At 41.9% G+C, this 17,193-nt stretch carries 8 protein-coding genes and 1 pseudogene; 2 read left to right on the top strand and 7 right to left on the bottom strand.

Features of this window, described 5'->3' with window-relative positions; genetic code table 11:
• Window positions 1-160: 160 nt before the first annotated feature.
• From rpoC to NFR51_RS10025, 6 genes are all read right to left on the bottom strand, one after another.
• Window positions 161-3,805: a DNA-directed RNA polymerase subunit beta' gene (gene rpoC, locus NFR51_RS10050; RefSeq protein WP_251713523.1), complete on the bottom strand. Its 3,645-nt coding sequence runs from the start codon at window positions 3,803-3,805 to the stop codon at window positions 161-163.
• 258 nt (window positions 3,806-4,063) lie between these two features.
• Window positions 4,064-7,651 (bottom strand): DNA-directed RNA polymerase subunit beta, encoded by a 3,588-nt coding sequence (gene rpoB / locus NFR51_RS10045; protein ID WP_251713524.1) that lies wholly within the window; start codon window positions 7,649-7,651, stop codon window positions 4,064-4,066.
• A 359-nt stretch (window positions 7,652-8,010) separates the two neighbouring features.
• Window positions 8,011-8,328 carry an MGMT family protein gene (locus tag NFR51_RS10040; RefSeq protein ID WP_251713522.1) on the bottom strand — a complete coding sequence of 106 codons (318 nt, stop codon included), beginning with the start codon at window positions 8,326-8,328 and terminating at the stop codon, window positions 8,011-8,013.
• Window positions 8,322-10,205 carry an endopeptidase PepO gene (pepO, locus tag NFR51_RS10035; RefSeq protein WP_251713521.1) on the bottom strand — a complete coding sequence of 628 codons (1,884 nt, stop codon included), beginning with the start codon at window positions 10,203-10,205 and terminating at the stop codon, window positions 8,322-8,324. Before pepO ends, NFR51_RS10040 begins: the two co-directional genes overlap by 7 nt.
• A 515-nt stretch (window positions 10,206-10,720) precedes the next feature.
• Entirely contained in the window at window positions 10,721-12,439 is a 1,719-nt protein-coding gene (locus NFR51_RS10030) for a putative polysaccharide biosynthesis protein (protein WP_251713520.1), read from the bottom strand.
• Window positions 12,440-13,094: 655 nt separating this feature from the next.
• Window positions 13,095-13,382, bottom strand: coding sequence for a hypothetical protein (locus NFR51_RS10025; protein ID WP_251713519.1), 288 nt, complete (start codon window positions 13,380-13,382; stop codon window positions 13,095-13,097).
• Window positions 13,383-13,896: 514 nt separating this feature from the next.
• Between NFR51_RS10025 and NFR51_RS10020 the strand changes: the two genes are divergently transcribed.
• Entirely contained in the window at window positions 13,897-14,769 is an 873-nt protein-coding gene (locus NFR51_RS10020) for a helix-turn-helix domain-containing protein (protein ID WP_251713518.1), read from the top strand.
• A 227-nt stretch (window positions 14,770-14,996) separates the two neighbouring features.
• On the top strand, window positions 14,997-16,448 hold the full coding sequence (locus NFR51_RS10015) for a UDP-N-acetylmuramoyl-L-alanyl-D-glutamate--L-lysine ligase (protein ID WP_251713517.1): 1,452 nt from the start codon (window positions 14,997-14,999) through the stop codon (window positions 16,446-16,448).
• Window positions 16,449-16,593: 145 nt separating this feature from the next.
• Here the strand turns inward: NFR51_RS10015 and NFR51_RS10010 are convergent.
• A pseudogene (locus NFR51_RS10010) lies at window positions 16,594-17,193 on the bottom strand (hypothetical protein); the annotation flags it as partial.

Here is a 17,193-nt window from a genome sequence, read left to right as displayed (position 1 = left end):
GGCTTTGCTTGGTCTTTTCTGCTGAACCAAGGAAAGTATGAGAAAAGAAGCCCCGACTGGAGCTTCTTGACTTTATGGCTCTGTGGAAAAATTGTCATACAAAAAAACGCTCAACTGAGCGTTTTCCTACTTTGTAAAAGTTTATTTAAAAATCATGCTATTATTTTACTTCTTCAACTTCAACTGAAGCAACTACTTCTGGAGCGTCCGATAGGTCTGCCAGAGGTTCAATGTTACGGTAGCGGAACATACCAGTACCAGCAGGAATAATCTTACCGATAATAACATTTTCCTTAAGACCAAGCAGGTGATCTTCTTTACCGTGAATCGCAGCATCTGTCAAGACACGTGTGGTTTCTTGGAAGGATGCAGCTGACAGGAACGAATTTGTTTCCAGTGAAGCCTTTGTGATACCCATGAGCACTGGACGTGCTGTCGCAGGTGTTTTGCCTGAAAGAAGTGCTTCTTCATTGAGCTTTTCAAAGTCAGAAATATCCATAAGACCACCAGGCAAGATGTCAACATCACCTGTATCCATTATACGCACTTTGCGAAGCATTTGACGAACCATAACCTCGATGTGCTTATCACCGATTTCAACCCCTTGTGAACGGTAAGTTTTTTGAACTTCACCGAGTAAGTAAGTTTCAACAGATAAAGCATCACGAACTTGAAGCAAATGCTTAGGCTCGATTGAACCTTGAATCAATTGCTGACCACGGTGGATAAATTCACCTTCTTCAACCATGAGCACATCAGCCATTGATACAGTATATGTTCGTGTATCTGTTTTACCTTTGACTGTGATTTCACGTGTACGTGTCGCAGCATCTTCCACAATAGATTCAACCGTACCAGTAACTTCGGTAATGACTGCTTCCCCTTTAGGATTACGTGCTTCAAAGATTTCTTGGACACGCGGCAAACCTTGAGTGATATCTGAGCTTGATGCAACACCACCTGTGTGGAAGGTACGCATTGTCAACTGTGTACCAGGTTCACCGATTGATTGTGCGGCGATTGTACCAACGGCTTCACCAACTTCAACGGCTTCACCTGTTGCCAAGTTTTTACCATAACAGTGCTTACATACACCGTGCGGTGTTTTACATGTAAATACAGAACGGATAGTGACTTCTTTGATACCCGCAGCAACAATTTCCTTAGCGATATCTTCGGTGATTAATTGATCATCTCCGATAATGACTTCACCCGTCTCTGGATGTACAACAGTTTTACGTGTGTAACGGCCTTCAAGACGTTCAACTAATGGTTCAACCATCTCTTTACCTGTAGCGATATCAGAGATTACGAGACCACGGTCTGTGCCACAGTCCACCTCGCGGATAATAACGTCTTGAGCGACGTCAACCAAACGACGTGTAAGGTAACCAGAGTCGGCAGTCTTAAGGGCTGTATCGGTCATACCTTTACGCGCACCGTGAGTTGAGAAGAACATTTCCAAGACAGAAAGACCTTCGCGGAAGTTAGAAATGATCGGCAATTCCATGATACGTCCGTTAGGAGCAGCCATCAAACCACGCATACCGGCCAATTGTGAGAAGTTGGAAATGTTACCACGGGCACCAGAGTCCATCATCATAACGATTGGGTTGGTCAAGTCTTGTTCTTCAATCAAGCGTTTTTCAAGTGTGTCTTTTGCACCACGCCAAACATCAGTAACCGCATTGTAGCGCTCATCATCAGTAATCAAACCACGACGGAATTGTTTCGTGATTTGTTCTACACGTTTGTGTGCTGCACCAATGATTTCTGCTTTTTCAGGAACTACAGGAATATCTGCAATACCAACGGTCAAACCAGCCAATGTTGATTGGTGGTAACCTAAGTTCTTGAGCAAGTCAAGGAACTCAGAAGTTGTTGTTGTACGATAACGTTTGAAGACTTCCGCGATAATATTACCCAAATGTTTTTTCTTGAATGGCAATACTGTATCAAGTTCAGCCAAACGTTCATGAATGTCTTCTCCAGGTTCCATGAAGAAACGATCATCTGTTTTGGTTGTGATGTTTTCATCCGTATTTTCATTCAGATAAGGCATACCTTCTGGATAAATATCATTTCCTTCAGGCATGATTGAGTTGAACAGGACTTTACCAACAGTTGTAATCAAGATTTTACCTTTTTGGAATTCTGTCCAAGGTTTATTCATTGATTGTGTCGCAATACCGATACGTGTATGCAAGTGAACATAACCGTTACGCATAGCAATCTCAACCTCTTCTGGGTTGGCGAAGATCATACCTTCCCCTTCACGTCCCTTAGCTTCCATCGTCAGGTAATAGTTCCCCAAGACCATATCTTGTGATGGTGTAACGACAGGCTTACCATCTTTAGGGTTAAGGATGTGTTCAGCCGCAAGCATCAGCAAGCGTGCTTCAGCTTGAGCTTCTTCTGACAATGGCACGTGAATAGCCATTTGGTCACCGTCAAAGTCGGCATTATAGGCTTCACAGGCCAATGGGTGCAGGCGCATCGCGCGACCATCAATAAGGACTGGCTCAAAAGCTTGGATACCCAAACGGTGAAGCGTAGGTGCGCGGTTAAGAAGGACTGGGTGTTCTTTAACAACTTCTTCAAGAACGTCCCAAACTTCCGAATCTTGGCGCTCTACTTTTCGTTTAGCCGCACGGATGTTAGCTGCCATGCCCTTGTTAACCAATTCTGACATGACGAATGGTTTGAAAAGCTCGATAGCCATTTCACGTGGGACACCACATTGATACATTTTAAGCGTTGGACCAACAGCAATAACTGAACGTCCTGAGTAGTCAACACGTTTACCCAACAAGTTTTGACGGAAACGCCCTTGCTTACCTTTCAGCATGTGACTGAGAGATTTAAGCGGACGATTACCAGCACCTGTGATTGGACGTCCACGGCGGCCGTTATCAATCAGTGTATCAACGGCTTCTTGCAACATCCGTTTTTCATTTTGTACGATGATATTCGGTGCGTTAAGCTCCATCAAACGTTTTAAACGATTGTTACGGTTGATGACACGACGGTAAAGATCGTTCAAGTCAGATGTGGCAAAACGTCCACCATCCAACTGAACCATCGGACGAAGATCTGGTGGAATAACTGGAAGAACATTAAGAACCATCCAAGCTAACTTATTCCCAGATTTTTTGAAAGCTGTTAAGACATCCAAACGGCGAATGATTTTCACACGACGTTGGCCGCTCACATTTTTCAGTTCTTCTTTAAGTTCAGCAATTTCTGCTTCAATATCGACATCGTTAAGCAAATCTTGGATAGCTTCCGCCCCCATTTTTGCGACGAATGAGCCAAAACCATTTTTCAAGAGTTGTTCACGATATTCACGTTCCGTCAACAGTTGTTTCTTTTCAAGATCTGTTTCTTTAGGGTCAATAACGACATAGCTTGCGAAGTAAATAACTTCTTCAAGAGCACGTGGACTCATGTCAAGGGCAAGCCCCATGCGCGATGGAATCCCTTTGAAATACCAGATATGTGAAGTTGGTGCTGCCAACTCGATGTGTCCCATACGTTCACGGCGCGCTTTGGCGGTCGTTACTTGAACACCACAGAGTTCACAGACTTGGTTTTTGTAGAAAACGCCTTTAAGCTTACCACAAGCACATTCCCAGTCCTTTTGTGGACCAAAGATACGCTCATCGAAGAGTCCTTCGCGTTCAGGTTTTTGCGTACGATAGTTGATGGTTTCTGGTTTTTTGACTTCCCCAAATGACCAGTAACGAATTTTTTGTGGAGATGCGATACCAATTCGCATGCTCTCAAATTTATTTACATCGACCAATGTTTTCTCCACTTTCTTTGTATTTATTTCTTTTCTTTTGAATATCCTCGCCTCAGTAAAAAGAGCGTGAAGAGCTGTAAGACCAAAAATCACTCGACAGCAATACTGAACCAACTTTATATAAATTTAGCTCAGCATTACCGCCGAGCAATTTTGCACAGCGGTTCAACTGAAAGGATTTTATCGAAAATTTTTCAAGTGAGCTCGTTTGTAGACAAGCTTTCTAAAAATCTATACTTCTTCCACAGAAAAGAACAATTATTCTTCTTTTGCTCCGTTAATCAAGGCTTGCTCAGTTTCCTCTGCTTCAGCAACAATTCGTTCTTGAGCTTCAAGCATTTCTGGTGTAATGTCAATATTTTCTTGACGCACTTCAATTTCATCATCAAGTTCACGAAGATCAAGGACATTCTTCTCAGCATCAAGGACTTTAAGGTCCATACCGAGGGCTTGCAATTCTTTTACAAGGACACGGAATGATTCAGGAAGACCTGGTTTAGGAATGCGTTCGCCTTTAACGATAGCTTCATAAGCACGTGTACGGCCAATAACATCATCTGACTTGTAAGTCAAGATTTCTTGGAGGACATTTGCCGCACCGTAAGCTTCAAGGGCCCAAACTTCCATTTCTCCGAAACGTTGTCCACCAAACTGCGCTTTACCACCGAGCGGTTGTTGGGTAACAAGTGAGTAAGGACCAACACTACGTGCGTGAAGTTTATCGTCAACCATGTGGTGAAGCTTAATCATGTACATGACACCAACTGAGATACGGTTGTCAAAGGCTTCACCGGTACGTCCGTCATAAAGCACTGTTTTGGCATCGTCAGCCATACCTGCTTCTTTAACTGTATCCCAGATGTCCTTGTCACTCGCACCATCGAAAACTGGGGAAGCGATGTGGATACCTAAAGTACGCGCAGCCATACCAAGGTGAAGTTCCATAACTTGACCAATATTCATACGTGAAGGGACACCCAATGGATTCAACATGATGTCAATTGGTGTACCATCTGGCAAGTAAGGCATATCTTCCACAGGAACGATGTTTGAAACGACACCCTTGTTACCATGACGTCCAGCCATCTTATCCCCAACGTGGATTTTACGTTTTTGTGAGATGAAGACACGAACCAATTTGTTTACACCTGATGGTAATTCATCACCATTCTCACGTGTGAAGACGCGGACGTCGTGAACAATACCACCTCCACCGTGAGGCACACGGAGTGATGTATCACGGACTTCACGCGCTTTTTCACCGAAAATGGCACGAAGGAGACGTTCTTCCGGCGTTGGATCAGTTTCACCTTTTGGTGTGACTTTACCAACAAGCAAGTCTCCATCCTCTACCTCAGCACCAATGCGGATGATTCCATCTTCGTCCAAGTTTTTAAGCGCTTCTTCACCAACATTTGGAATTTCACGCGTGATTTCTTCTGGGCCAAGCTTTGTATCACGTGTTTCTGACTCGTACTCTTCAATAGCGATAGAAGTATAAACGTCATCTTTAATCAGACGTTCAGACATGATAATGGCATCCTCGAAGTTATAACCTTCCCAAGTCATATAAGCGACAAGTGGGTTCTGACCAAGTGCCATTTCCCCCTTCTCCATTGACGGACCATCACCAATAATATCGCCAGCTTCAACCTTATCGCCCAGTTCCGCAAGCGGACGCTGATTGTAGGAAGTTCCTGAGTTTGAACGGCGGTATTTCATAATCTTGTAGATATCAAGTTCGCCTGAGGCACGACGTACACGAATTTCATCAGCATCTACGTATTCCACGGTACCGTCATGCTTAGCAATAACGGCAGCTCCTGAGTCCCGTGCTGTCTGATGTTCCATCCCTGTACCAATCCAAGGTGCATGTGGGTCAATCAATGGAACGGCTTGACGTTGCATGTTGGCTCCCATGAGGGCACGGTTAGAGTCATCATTTTCTAAGAAAGGAATACAAGCAGCAGCTACGGCGATAACCTGTTTAGGTGAAACGTCCATGTAGTCTGCTGTTGAAGCATCAACCTCAATGTTGTTTCCGACGTGGCGCGCCATTACTGTTTCATTGACAAATTTGTTGTCTTCTGTCAAAGGTGAGTTGGCTTGGGCAACTGTATAATTGTCTTCCTCGTCAGCTGTCAGGTATTCAACTTCATCAGTAACTGTCCCTGTCGCACGGTCAACACGACGGTATGGTGACATAATGAAACCATATTCGTTAATTTTAGCGTAGGATGACAAGTTGTTGATCAACCCGATATTTGGACCTTCAGGTGTTTCAATCGGACACATACGCCCATAGTGCGTATAGTGAACGTCACGTACTTCATAGGATGCACGGTCACGCGAGATACCACCAGGACCTAAGGCAGAGAAACGACGTTTATGTGAAAGCTCTGACAAAGGATTGTGCTGGTCCATAAATTGTGACAACTGTGAAGAACCAAAGAATTCTTTGATTGCAGCTGTTACAGGACGAATGTTAATCAAGCCTTGAGGCGTCATGTTTTCATTTTCAGAAGATGACATACGCTCACGGATAACACGTTCCATACGTGACAGACCGATACGTACTTGGTTTTGAAGCAATTCGCCAACTGAACGGATACGACGATTACCCAAGTGGTCGATATCGTCAACTTTACCAATGCCTTCAGCAAGCCCTAACCAGTAGCTAATGTTCGCAATAACGTCTGCCGGTGTCAACACACGATTTTCTGCAGGAATCTGACCGTTAGAAATCAAGGTTACTACACGTTCCGGATCTTTTGGAGAGTAAACTTTCAATGTTTGAAGTTCGATTGGGTCAGGCAAAACCGCATCAGCAGAAGGCTGATAAACTGTAGTATTGAGCCCATTATCCAAAAGTTCTTCAATAGAATTTAGCACATCACGTGTAACCACGGTATCTGCTTCAACAAGAATTTCTCCAGTTTCAGGATCAACAATTGGCTCTGCCAAAGTCAAACCGAGAATACGATTTTTAAGGGCAAGTTTTTTGTTGAACTTGTAACGCCCAACGGGTGCGAAGTCATAACGACGAGGATCAAAGAAACGCGCAATCAAAAGCCCACGAGAGCTGTCCGCTGTTTTAGGTTCACCTGGACGGAGACGGTCATAGATATCTTTAAGTGCTTCTTCAACACGTGTATCTGCTGGGTTTTTATGCACATCTTTGCCTAATGTTGTGCTGAGGAGCTCACTTGGACCCATAAGTTCAAGAATCTCATCATCGCTACCAAAGCCGAGTGCACGCAACATCGTTGTAAATGTCAATTTACGTGTACGGTCAATCCGCACATAACCAACACCTTTAGCGTCTGTATCCAACTCAAACCAAGCCCCACGATTCGGAATCGTTGTATGTCCAAATGATTCCAAACCGTTTTTATCTGTTTTTAGATGGAAATATGAGCCTGGGCTACGTACCAACTGGCTGACGATCAAGCGTTCAGAACCATTGTTGATGAACGTCCCCATTTCAGTCATAAGTGGGAAATCACCGAAGAAAACTTCTTGAGTTTTCAGTTCGCCTGTCTCTTTATTTACAAGGCGAAAAGTCACATGGATCGGTGCAGAGTAGTTTGCATCGTGAGCACGGGCTTCATCTACCGTGTATTTTGGGGCTTTCATCTCATATCCGACAAATTCAAGCTCCATTGTGCCCGCAAAGTTGTCAATTGGAAACATTTCTTTAAAAACGTTAGCCAATCCCTCATCAAGGAAGTTCTGATAACTTGCTGTTTGAACTTCAATCAAGTTCGGCAAACCAATTACTTCTTTGATTCGTGAAAAACTGCGTCTTGTACGGTGTTTACCGTATTTTACGTCATGTCCTGCCAAGTTGATTCTCCTCATTCTATTTTTCCAGTTTTGCTGGATGTGTTATACAAGGTTTGTCACTCCCAAGTTTCTTATATGAAAAAATCTGAAAAGTCAGTAGTTTGTCTTTTTCATTACTTTTTAGATTTTTTTCAGTTCAGAAACGCCAAAAAAGCAACGAAAACTCGATGTTTCGTTGCTTACAAAACCCATGGGGACAATATTTCCCACAGAATTTGTCGACAAACCATTATCCTACATTATACCATTTATCGACTTGTTTTACAAGGTTTACATTCGCTTATTCCGCGGTAAAGCTAGGAGAGCAATTTTGAGAGAGAGTTCGTTTCAGTACCATAAGCTCTCCCATATCTCTCGTGCTACTTCTGGTCATTTTTTGGCTTCACTTTTCCGCTGTCTGTTACTTCAAGACCTTCTAACTTTAGCAAACGGATTTGTTCCCTACGTCCTTCACCGTGCATACCGATAGTACCGTCAGACCTGATAATTCTCCACCACGGCAACTGATGGTTTTCAGACAGACCATGTAGAGCTCGTGCAACTTGCCGCGCACCATTAATCAATCCTGCTCTGACTGCGATATCTCTATAAGAACTCACTTGTCCATAAGGAACTTTCTTAATTTCTCTCAGTATATGCTGTGTTTCTGGCTTGAGTTCGTGAAATTCCTTTACCATATCTTCACGCGTTTGTCAGGTGCACGATACATTCTATCGCCCTCTTTTACGTCAAAGGTTTGGTAGAATTCTTCCAAGTTTGTTGGTGGAATATTTGCACGGAGTTTAGCAGGGGCATGAACATCCATTGACAGAAGCATTTGTTGAAATTCTAGACTGGCCTTCATGCGCCAAATTTTTCCCCATTGGCTAAAGAACTCGGCAAGATTAACATCTGCTTCCTTTTGTGCAGCGGTCATCGCTGCTGTTATACCACCTTGATCGGCAATATTTTCAGAGACAATCAACTTACCGTTAGCTGGCCCAGCTTCAGTTTCCACACCATCAAAGATGGCAATCATCTCCTCCTGTTTCTTTTCAAAAGCTGCATAATCTTCGTCTGTCCACCATTTGTTCAAATTGCCATATTTATCAAACTGCGCACCATTATTATCAAAGGCATGAGAAATTTCATGGGCGATTACAGCACCTATACCGCCATAATTTTGACTCGCTGTTTGTTCAAGACTGTAAAAAGGCGCCTGCAAAATAGCTGCTGGAAAAACAATTGTATTGCTGTCCGGACTATAGTAAGCATTTACCATATGTGCTGGCATATGCCATAAGCTCTTATCCACATCTTCACTAAATTTTTCATAATAGCGCGCTGTAAGTAGCTCATCAAAGCTGCAAGCATCCTCATAAAGGCTACCGCTTCCAACCTTAAGTTTACTATAAATTTCTGGAAGTTTGTCCGGATAACCGATAAAGACGGTGATTGCGCTCAACTTTTCAATTGCTTTATCAATAGTCGCGCGGCTCAACCACTCATTTTTATCTAAACGTTCTTGATAAACTTTAATCATTTCAGAAGTCATACGTTTAACATCTGATTTTGCTTCTTCCCCAAAATATTTTAGCCCATAAAAGAGACCAATAACTTGACTAAAATAGCCTTCAGTTATATCCAGTTGGTGCTTTTCTTGACTTCTCGCCTCAGCCACATTAGATAAAAAGCGCCCATATGCAGAACCTAAAAGACGGAGTTCATCTGAGAGTAATCCAGAAGCTTTACGGGCAATTTTCACAAGCATCCACGCTTTAATTAAAGGCCAGTTTTCTTCATTAACAATGCTGTCGAAATTCTCATAGAAACGCTCCTCAAAGACCACAATCTTTTCTGGCTCCGTATGTACCAGCCCTTTAACAAATGCGCGAAAATCTATATTTTTAAAATGGCCCACAAATTCCTCAAAAGGAACTGGATGATAAAGCTCGGCATACTTGGCCCATTCTTCCGATGTATTGGCTGAATCAACCAGAAGACTATCAAAAGCAACAGCTTTAGCCGCAATTTCTCGCGCATCTTCTAGATGAAATTTCTCTAAAATGTCGCCGGAGTTTTTTTGCCAAAATTCTAAAAGCTCTTTCTTACGGGGATGCTCCTCTGAATAATAAGTCGTATCCGGTAAAATAAGACCCGGTCCAGTGAAGCCAAGTGAATGATGCACAGCATCCTTCATGTCTGCCTCCACATTCATTGAGAAAGGCAGCGGTGCCTGAGAGTGGAAAACCAAGTCAAGTAAATGCGCACGAAAATCTTCAAAAGTTTCCAGCTTTTGTACCTTATATAGCTCTTTAGATACAGATGAAAAATCACTGTTATTGCGTGCTTCCCAGTCTCCTGCCTTGTTATAAAACTTTATAGCCTCTAACAATTCTGGATTATCTTCTGGAAGTTCCACTGACATTTTCTGCAAGTCTGCTGTCAAGTTTTTTTCATTGATTAACACTAACTCGTCAAAGGCAGATATACGAGGTTTATCACTCGGTATTTGAGCCTGAGTAAGCCATTCGGCATTCACTGCTGTAAATAAATCATCTTGTATTCGTGTCATTATAACCTCCTAAAAGCTTTTTTCTATTATAACACAATGAACATCCTCGTTCTCAACTTTTACAGTTGCCCTGGCCTAATCCTGATTCAGCTAAAAGAGATAGGAAGCACAGCCCGCTCTAAGGACGGCTGTTTCAAAATCTACAAGTTCAACATCCCCTAAAATTCACACTGTATATACTACAGAAATATCGTTAGTTTGAATCCCCTCCCCTCACTGTAAATAATGCAACAGTTCTCGCCTCAGTCCTAAAAAGATTGGTGCAGGATAGGCTTCTAAAAATAAAAAAATACGCTTAAGCCCATGCATAGAATGCCGTGGTCCAAGCGCTTTTACTTTTGCATGCTGAATTTCTACTTATTTCCAGTCACTCATCATTATAAATTACATCTTAAATCTTCCTCATGTATTTAGAGCTACTGGCTGAAAATTGAACACCATGAGTTTACCAGAACACACGATAAGCTGCAAAAAATGAGTTCCCGAAGAAGTTTTCGGGAACTCATCTTATTTCTTTAAATATGCAATTTTTGACGAAGACGTGTACCACGGCTGCCCATTAATTTTTCTAGTAAACCTGCCTTGGCTGCCAAATACAGGTAAGTAAAGAATCCTCCGCCTCCCGCAACTAAAACAACGAGCAAAGCTTTGAAATGACCTGAAGGAAGCGGCCTCAAGATTAAGGAAGTCAAACCATAGAGAACGAGGGTCACTACAAGCATCATAGCTGTAAGAATCGAAATTCCTATAATTCCTTTCAATGTACTTTTTACTCGGAAACCGGTCACTTCATGAATCTTACGGATAATAATCCATGTGCCATAGGCAAATGCGATGGTTGTTGCCACAAGAGGACCATAAGAATGGAAAATCATGATTGAAGGCACCTGCAAAATCAGCTTAATCACCAAAGTAATAATGAAATACCGCATAGCCACCTTAGAGTAGTGCAAAGCTTGCAATATAGGTGCCACCATTGTATACAAAGCCAGCAGGAAACTTTGAAGAACAGCCCAAATAAAGAGCGCGAGCTGCAGGCTGTTTACAGAGCCATAGAAAAGTGTATAAATAGGTGACGCTAAAACCGTCATTCCTAAAACAGCTGGCAGCATAAAGGCTACAAAAAGCTGAAAATCATAAGAAATCAGATGTGCTGTTTCTTTATAGTTTTTCTTCACAAAGTTAGAAGCAATCAATGGCAAAGCTACAGCACCTAATGTCATGGCTTCACCAATCAAAATCATCGTCAGCTTATCTGTATTGGCAGAAAAGTATGAGAAGAACACCAAAAGTTGTGTATCACTGTAATCAGAGACCCAGCGCATTACCGTAACAAAGGTCGCCTGGTCAACGATTTTGAAAATCTGAATAGCTGAGCCAATAACAACAAAAGGAATAGCTTGATAAACCGTTTGTGAGATTAAACGCAAGGCGCTAATCTTTGTAATGCTTGGTCCCGGATTGATAATTTTACCCAGCATATTATTTTTAATCAAATACCAGAGTAAAACGACGCAGGAGCCCAGCATACCAACAAAGGCTGCTGTTGTTGATTGCACAACAGCTTGCGTCCAGTCGCCCCCTGAGAAACCAAGTTTCATGATCATAAAGGTAAATACTAGCATCCAGATGACACGAACAACTTGCTCATAAATCTGGCTTAGAGCAATTGGCTTCATATCATTTAGACCTTGGAAGTAACCTCGAATGACCGACATGGCCGGGAAAATCAGAATAGCCAGTGAAAGTGACCGCATCACTTCCGTCAGGTTTTCTCCTCCCCCAGACATCGTCGCCAGCACGGGCGCTCCAAGATACATCACACCAGCAGCTATGACACCCAGTCCAACCATAAAGAGAAAAATATGACGGACCAAGCGATTGCTTAGATTTTCATCCCCCATAGCGTTATAGTGCGCTACTTCACGGGCAATGGCTACAGGTAGACCTGCCGTAGAAATCAATAGGAAGAGCGCATAAATATTATAGCCCATTGAAAACAGGGCATTTGCTTCATTGTTATGCTCCCCCATCCATGCAAACCAAGGGATGATATATATGGCACCCAGAAGACGTGATGAAATGTCTGATAAAGTGAACCACAGGGTTCCACGCATCATTGTATCCTGCTGTGCTGCCTTATTGTCTCGAATCTCTTTTCGTTTAGTTTCAGCATCCATCTGCTGGAGCTTTTCTTCCATACTGAGATTCCCACTCATTTCTGTACTATTCATTTTTCTATTTTACCACGAACGGGCGCCTTTTGACAATAAAAGTTCGTAACGTGCCTACGCCCTCGTCTTCCTTTCTTAGACAATTTATCTAAATTTTTCACTTGGAAGAGTTACCTTCCACGATCTGTCTGAAACTCCAGATCGTTCGACTCACAAGTATTGCTGAAAAATATCATCGTATGAAGATTAAGGTAAACCATAAGGAGAATGAATGAGATACCTAAAAATTCCTCGACAAAAAGATTCCCTCATCTGACCTTTTATATTCATTAACTTTAGCATATAAAGACTAACAAAATAAGCCCGAAGCACGCTGTTAATTACTATTAAGAATAAGGTTGCCAACACCACTTTCATTTCACCCAAGGAAGTTAGTGTAAAAAATCGGGCAAGCAGGTAGGAAATCGCTTGAATTTTCAGCAATTATTTTTTATAAAAATGCAATTCTTTTATTTTTTCATGACTGCCACTTTTTGGAAGATGAAGATACCCGTGTAACTCAAAATAAAGCTCACCTGAATCACCACAAGCAAACCCAAGAGAGAATGAAATTCTGTGAATTTGCTTTCCTCCAAAATAAAGATAAGAAAGCTGGCAGCAAGAAAAAGTAAAGAAGTATAAATATGTGTTTGGATATTTTTATTTATAAGGACGATTAATAGAAAATGCCCATTACATAAATAACTACAGCAGATGAAACACCAATTACAGCACCAAGTACCCAGGTCCATGTGGCAGCAGTGGCGATCTTAGTCGCAATTGCGCCATAGCTATAGATATAAATACTACGCGCGATAGCCTTAATTTGTGTCCGCCCAAACCCAACTGCTGTTGAAGTTTTACGCATAGCTGCCGGAGTATATCGCACCCCCTCCAAGTTTCTTCCAACCGTTCGGGGCGCGAAAGCACGAAGGGCCAATAATGGCATGTTTCGTCTTTCCATCAACTCTCTTTCTTTTTGCTGCAAAAAAACCAAGTCAGCTTCATCACATGCAGTCTGTTCAAGCAGGTCCGATATTTTGCTGGCTTTTTGGTTAACTTGAATGTCCTTGGCCTGTACCCCCCTGTCATAGACGGTGCAACTATCGAAAATAATAGAGCAGTGGCTACCACACAAGTTCTCTTTTTTTTGGCTCGCTTTTTCATTAAAATTTTCCTTTCATGTAAATCTTTCCCTATATATTTAAGGCGTGAATCACTCAGTGAAAATACGAATAAATATACGAATAGATAATAGAAGAAGCGCAAAATAAGCCCTATCTATTTTCACTGCCTAACTCATACTTAGTATATAACACAAGTACAATCAAAAAATAGTTACAACTTGTGCTTATTTTACTATATGTTGATACTTCTACAGATGCTTATTTAATGGAAAAGCCATCACTAATAAGCTGTTTTGTACTGTTTTATTACAACTTCAAAAACATAAATATATTAAAATTTTAGGAGCTCTCATGCAAATAAACCCATCAGTCGGAGAAACTTATAGGCATTTCCGCACTTCTAAAAATTTCACCCTCAAAGAAGCCGCTCACGAATGCATCTCTATTTCGCAACTCTCAAATTTTGAAACGGGGCGAAGTCTCGTATCTTGTCTCATACTGCTCCATCTTCTGAGTAATATCAATGTTTCAGCCCATGAATTTTTCTATCACCTACATTACCAAGCCAACCACCTCAATTTACTTGCAGAGCGTGAAATAGCTTCCTTGAATAACAACTCTATCCATCTTAAAAACATCCTCAAAAGATATGAATACATACTTTCAAAAAATGCTCCTCTCCCCAAAAGACTACAATTAGATAAAATCCGGGCAGAGCTTGCTTTAAGCACCGTCGAGCCCTCTTTCCAGTTCTCCCCCAAAAACCTTATCATGATAAAACAATACTTGGACAGTGTAAGAATATGGGGCGAATATGAGATTTCTTTATTAAATGACATCGCTCATTTTCTGGATCTAGGAACTTTATCAAAATTCAGTCAAAAAATGCTTGCAGCCACCCAGAGTAAGAGCAGTCATCCCTTCGCTAAAAAAGTTCAAATACTCACCTCTATCAATGTACTTGAGATTTTTATTAAAAATAAACAAAAGTACTTAGCCATGGAACTTATTCATTTTATCGATTCCTTAAGATTCCATGAATTCGACCTTTTTGAAAGAGTCAGTTTCATCTACCAAAAAGCACACTTTGAAGTGACTTTCGGAAATTTTGATGGGCTATGCACAATGAAAAAATGCCAGCATATTTTTGAGATGAGTGAGTCCTATCAAATCGCCCAAAAGCTCGAACAAGAAATCAAAAGTCTAGAATGTTCATTAAAGTAAATCAATCCTATCATCCGGCATTCTACAGTATCTTCTAGCTTTATATTGAACAGCCCTCTCTCCTCCAACTCAAAAACTTCACACGACTGCCAAGTCACAAAATCAGTAGCGAAAATGGTATAATTAAGCCTGTATTATAAGCTCCAATTCATAATCAAATAATATGCCTTATAGTCTAAACTCGCAGCAGAGTTTAGGCGATATGAGCAAAGGAGGCAGAAACACCCATGATAAAATTACAAGAGGCTCTAGAAATTCTGAAAAAAGACGAAAACTTCCACGAAATTGCCTTTAGAAAAGAATATTACTACAACTGGGAGGAAGATTTTGACTTTGATCAGTTGAGCTATGATAGTCGAAATACCTCTGCATCAACCCTGTTCTTTGCCAAGGGACTGAATTTTAAAGCGGAGTATTTAGAAGACTTGGCAGCGCCCTTCTACGTTTCCGAAATAGACTACGAGGTAGACATTCCTGCTGTTATCGTTTCTAATGTTAAGCGTGCGATGAGTCTTCTCGCACAGGCTTTTTATGATTATCCGCAAAACAAACTCAAAATACTGGCCTTGACAGGAACCAAAGGCAAGACAACTTCTGCTTATTTTGCCAAATCCATCTTAGATGAGATGAATGGGCAAAAAACAGCCCTCCTCTCAACGGCTGAAACAACGTTAGACGGCAAAAACTTCTTCAAGTCGGAGTTGACAACGCCTGAAAGTCTTGATTTACTCAAAATGATGCGTCAAGCTGTCGACAATGGCATGACACACCTCGTCATGGAAGTCAGTTCACAGGCCTATAAAACAGAACGTGTCTATGCAATCAACTTTGACGTTGGTGTCTTTCTTAACATTTCTCCTGACCATATCGGACCGGTTGAACATCCGACACTCGAAGATTACTTTTACTGTAAACGTCAACTTTTACACCACTCGAGCTACTTTGTTGCCAACAGTGAAATGACACATTTCAATATTATCAAGCAGGAACTGGAAACACTGGGCATTCCTCATGCTTTCTATGGTGAAAACTCGGAAAATCAAATCGTTGACTCACAAGCGCATGACTTTACAACAAAGGGGCTGGTTAATGGACATTTTGACATACGCCTTCTGGGTAAATTTAACCAAGAAAATGCCCTTGCAACAGCTCTCGCAACACAACATCTGGGTGCCAGTGTCGCTCAGATAAAAGCCGGTCTCGCCAAGGCTGTTGTTCCTGGTCGTATGGAAATGTTGACAACAAGAGATGGGGCAAGAGTCTACGTTGATTATGCTCATAACGGCATCAGCCTGAAAAACTTGGTTTCTGTTGTCGAACCGCATCATAGCGGGAAAATCGTATTAGTCCTTGGAGCAACGGGGAACAAAGGGGAAAGTCGCCGTAAAGATTTTGGTCACGTCATTGAGGAACACCAACGCTTGGAGGTCATCCTCACACAGGACGACTCTAATCACGAAGATCCAAAGGTCATTGCTGACGAAATCGCAAGCTATGTGACACGGCCTTGTGATTTTGAAGCTGACCGTGCCCAAGCTATCAAACTTGCCATCCAACGTGTTCATGATAAAGATGATGCTGTGATTATCGCGGGAAAAGGTGCAGACAAGTTCCAACTGATCAATGATGAGCGTGTGCCCTACCCGGGGGATAGGACTGTTGCTGAGCGGTATCTTTAAGAATGTGAATGATAATGATTTAAATTTTTCAATTGAAAATAAAAAGAGTCGAAACGGTAACTCCCTGTCCGTTCTGACTCTTTTTATTTTTATTCCCTTTTATAAACCTCATAGAAAGTTGAAATGATTACGGAGATTTCTTTCTTTATTGGTTGATAATTATGGCTGGGCGGATGCCTCCCCATTGTGATACAGTTCCAATGGGATTATTACCGTGTAATCTCCCTGTCAGAGTACCTGAATCTATACGCCAAGCAACCCCTGCTGTTCCTCCAGGAGTGCGTAACCACCACCAACCGTTATCTGCTCCACGCCCTCTATGATCAGGAAAGGCACGATTTGGTCCTGATAAATGTGTCACATCTGCCAAAGAGAGGGCAAAAGCACGCGGACTGCCACTTGTATTGACACGTGTTATGTCCGTAGCAACTTCCGGAAAATCGCTTAAGTTATTGGGTAACCAATACTCACCCGGTCCGTCAAATATAACGTCTCCTTGCGAAACTTCTCCAGTTGCAAAAACATCTGCCACAGGACGAACTCTAGATTGAACTACTGGATCAAGAGCATCATACCATTCATTAATACGAGCATTTTGCTCATCCCAAGCAATAAAATTTATCATTCGATTCCGAATAATCAAATGATTCCCTCCACCTTGATTCTCTAGATAACGGTACTGCTCCCCAGCCATAGTAAAGATGGTCCCCGGTGCCATGATGCTAAAGTTGATTTGGTCGGGTTG

Origin of the sequence: Lactococcus ileimucosae (assembly GCF_943193185.1) — a bacterium.
GTDB lineage: Bacteria > Bacillota > Bacilli > Lactobacillales > Streptococcaceae > Lactococcus > Lactococcus ileimucosae.
This window is presented reverse-complemented; position numbering and strand designations above follow the sequence as displayed.

Coding starts and splice junctions, on each gene's coding strand:
- NFR51_RS10040 (WP_251713522.1), bottom strand. CDS start 8,328: ATGGTAAAGGAATTTCACGAACTCAAGCCAGAAACACAGCATATACTG.
- NFR51_RS10030 (WP_251713520.1), bottom strand. CDS start 12,439: ATGAATAGTACAGAAATGAGTGGGAATCTCAGTATGGAAGAAAAGCTC.
- NFR51_RS10020 (WP_251713518.1), top strand. CDS start 13,897: ATGCAAATAAACCCATCAGTCGGAGAAACTTATAGGCATTTCCGCACT.
- pepO (WP_251713521.1), bottom strand. CDS start 10,205: ATGACACGAATACAAGATGATTTATTTACAGCAGTGAATGCCGAATGG.
- NFR51_RS10025 (WP_251713519.1), bottom strand. CDS start 13,382: ATGGAAAGACGAAACATGCCATTATTGGCCCTTCGTGCTTTCGCGCCC.
- NFR51_RS10015 (WP_251713517.1), top strand. CDS start 14,997: ATGATAAAATTACAAGAGGCTCTAGAAATTCTGAAAAAAGACGAAAAC.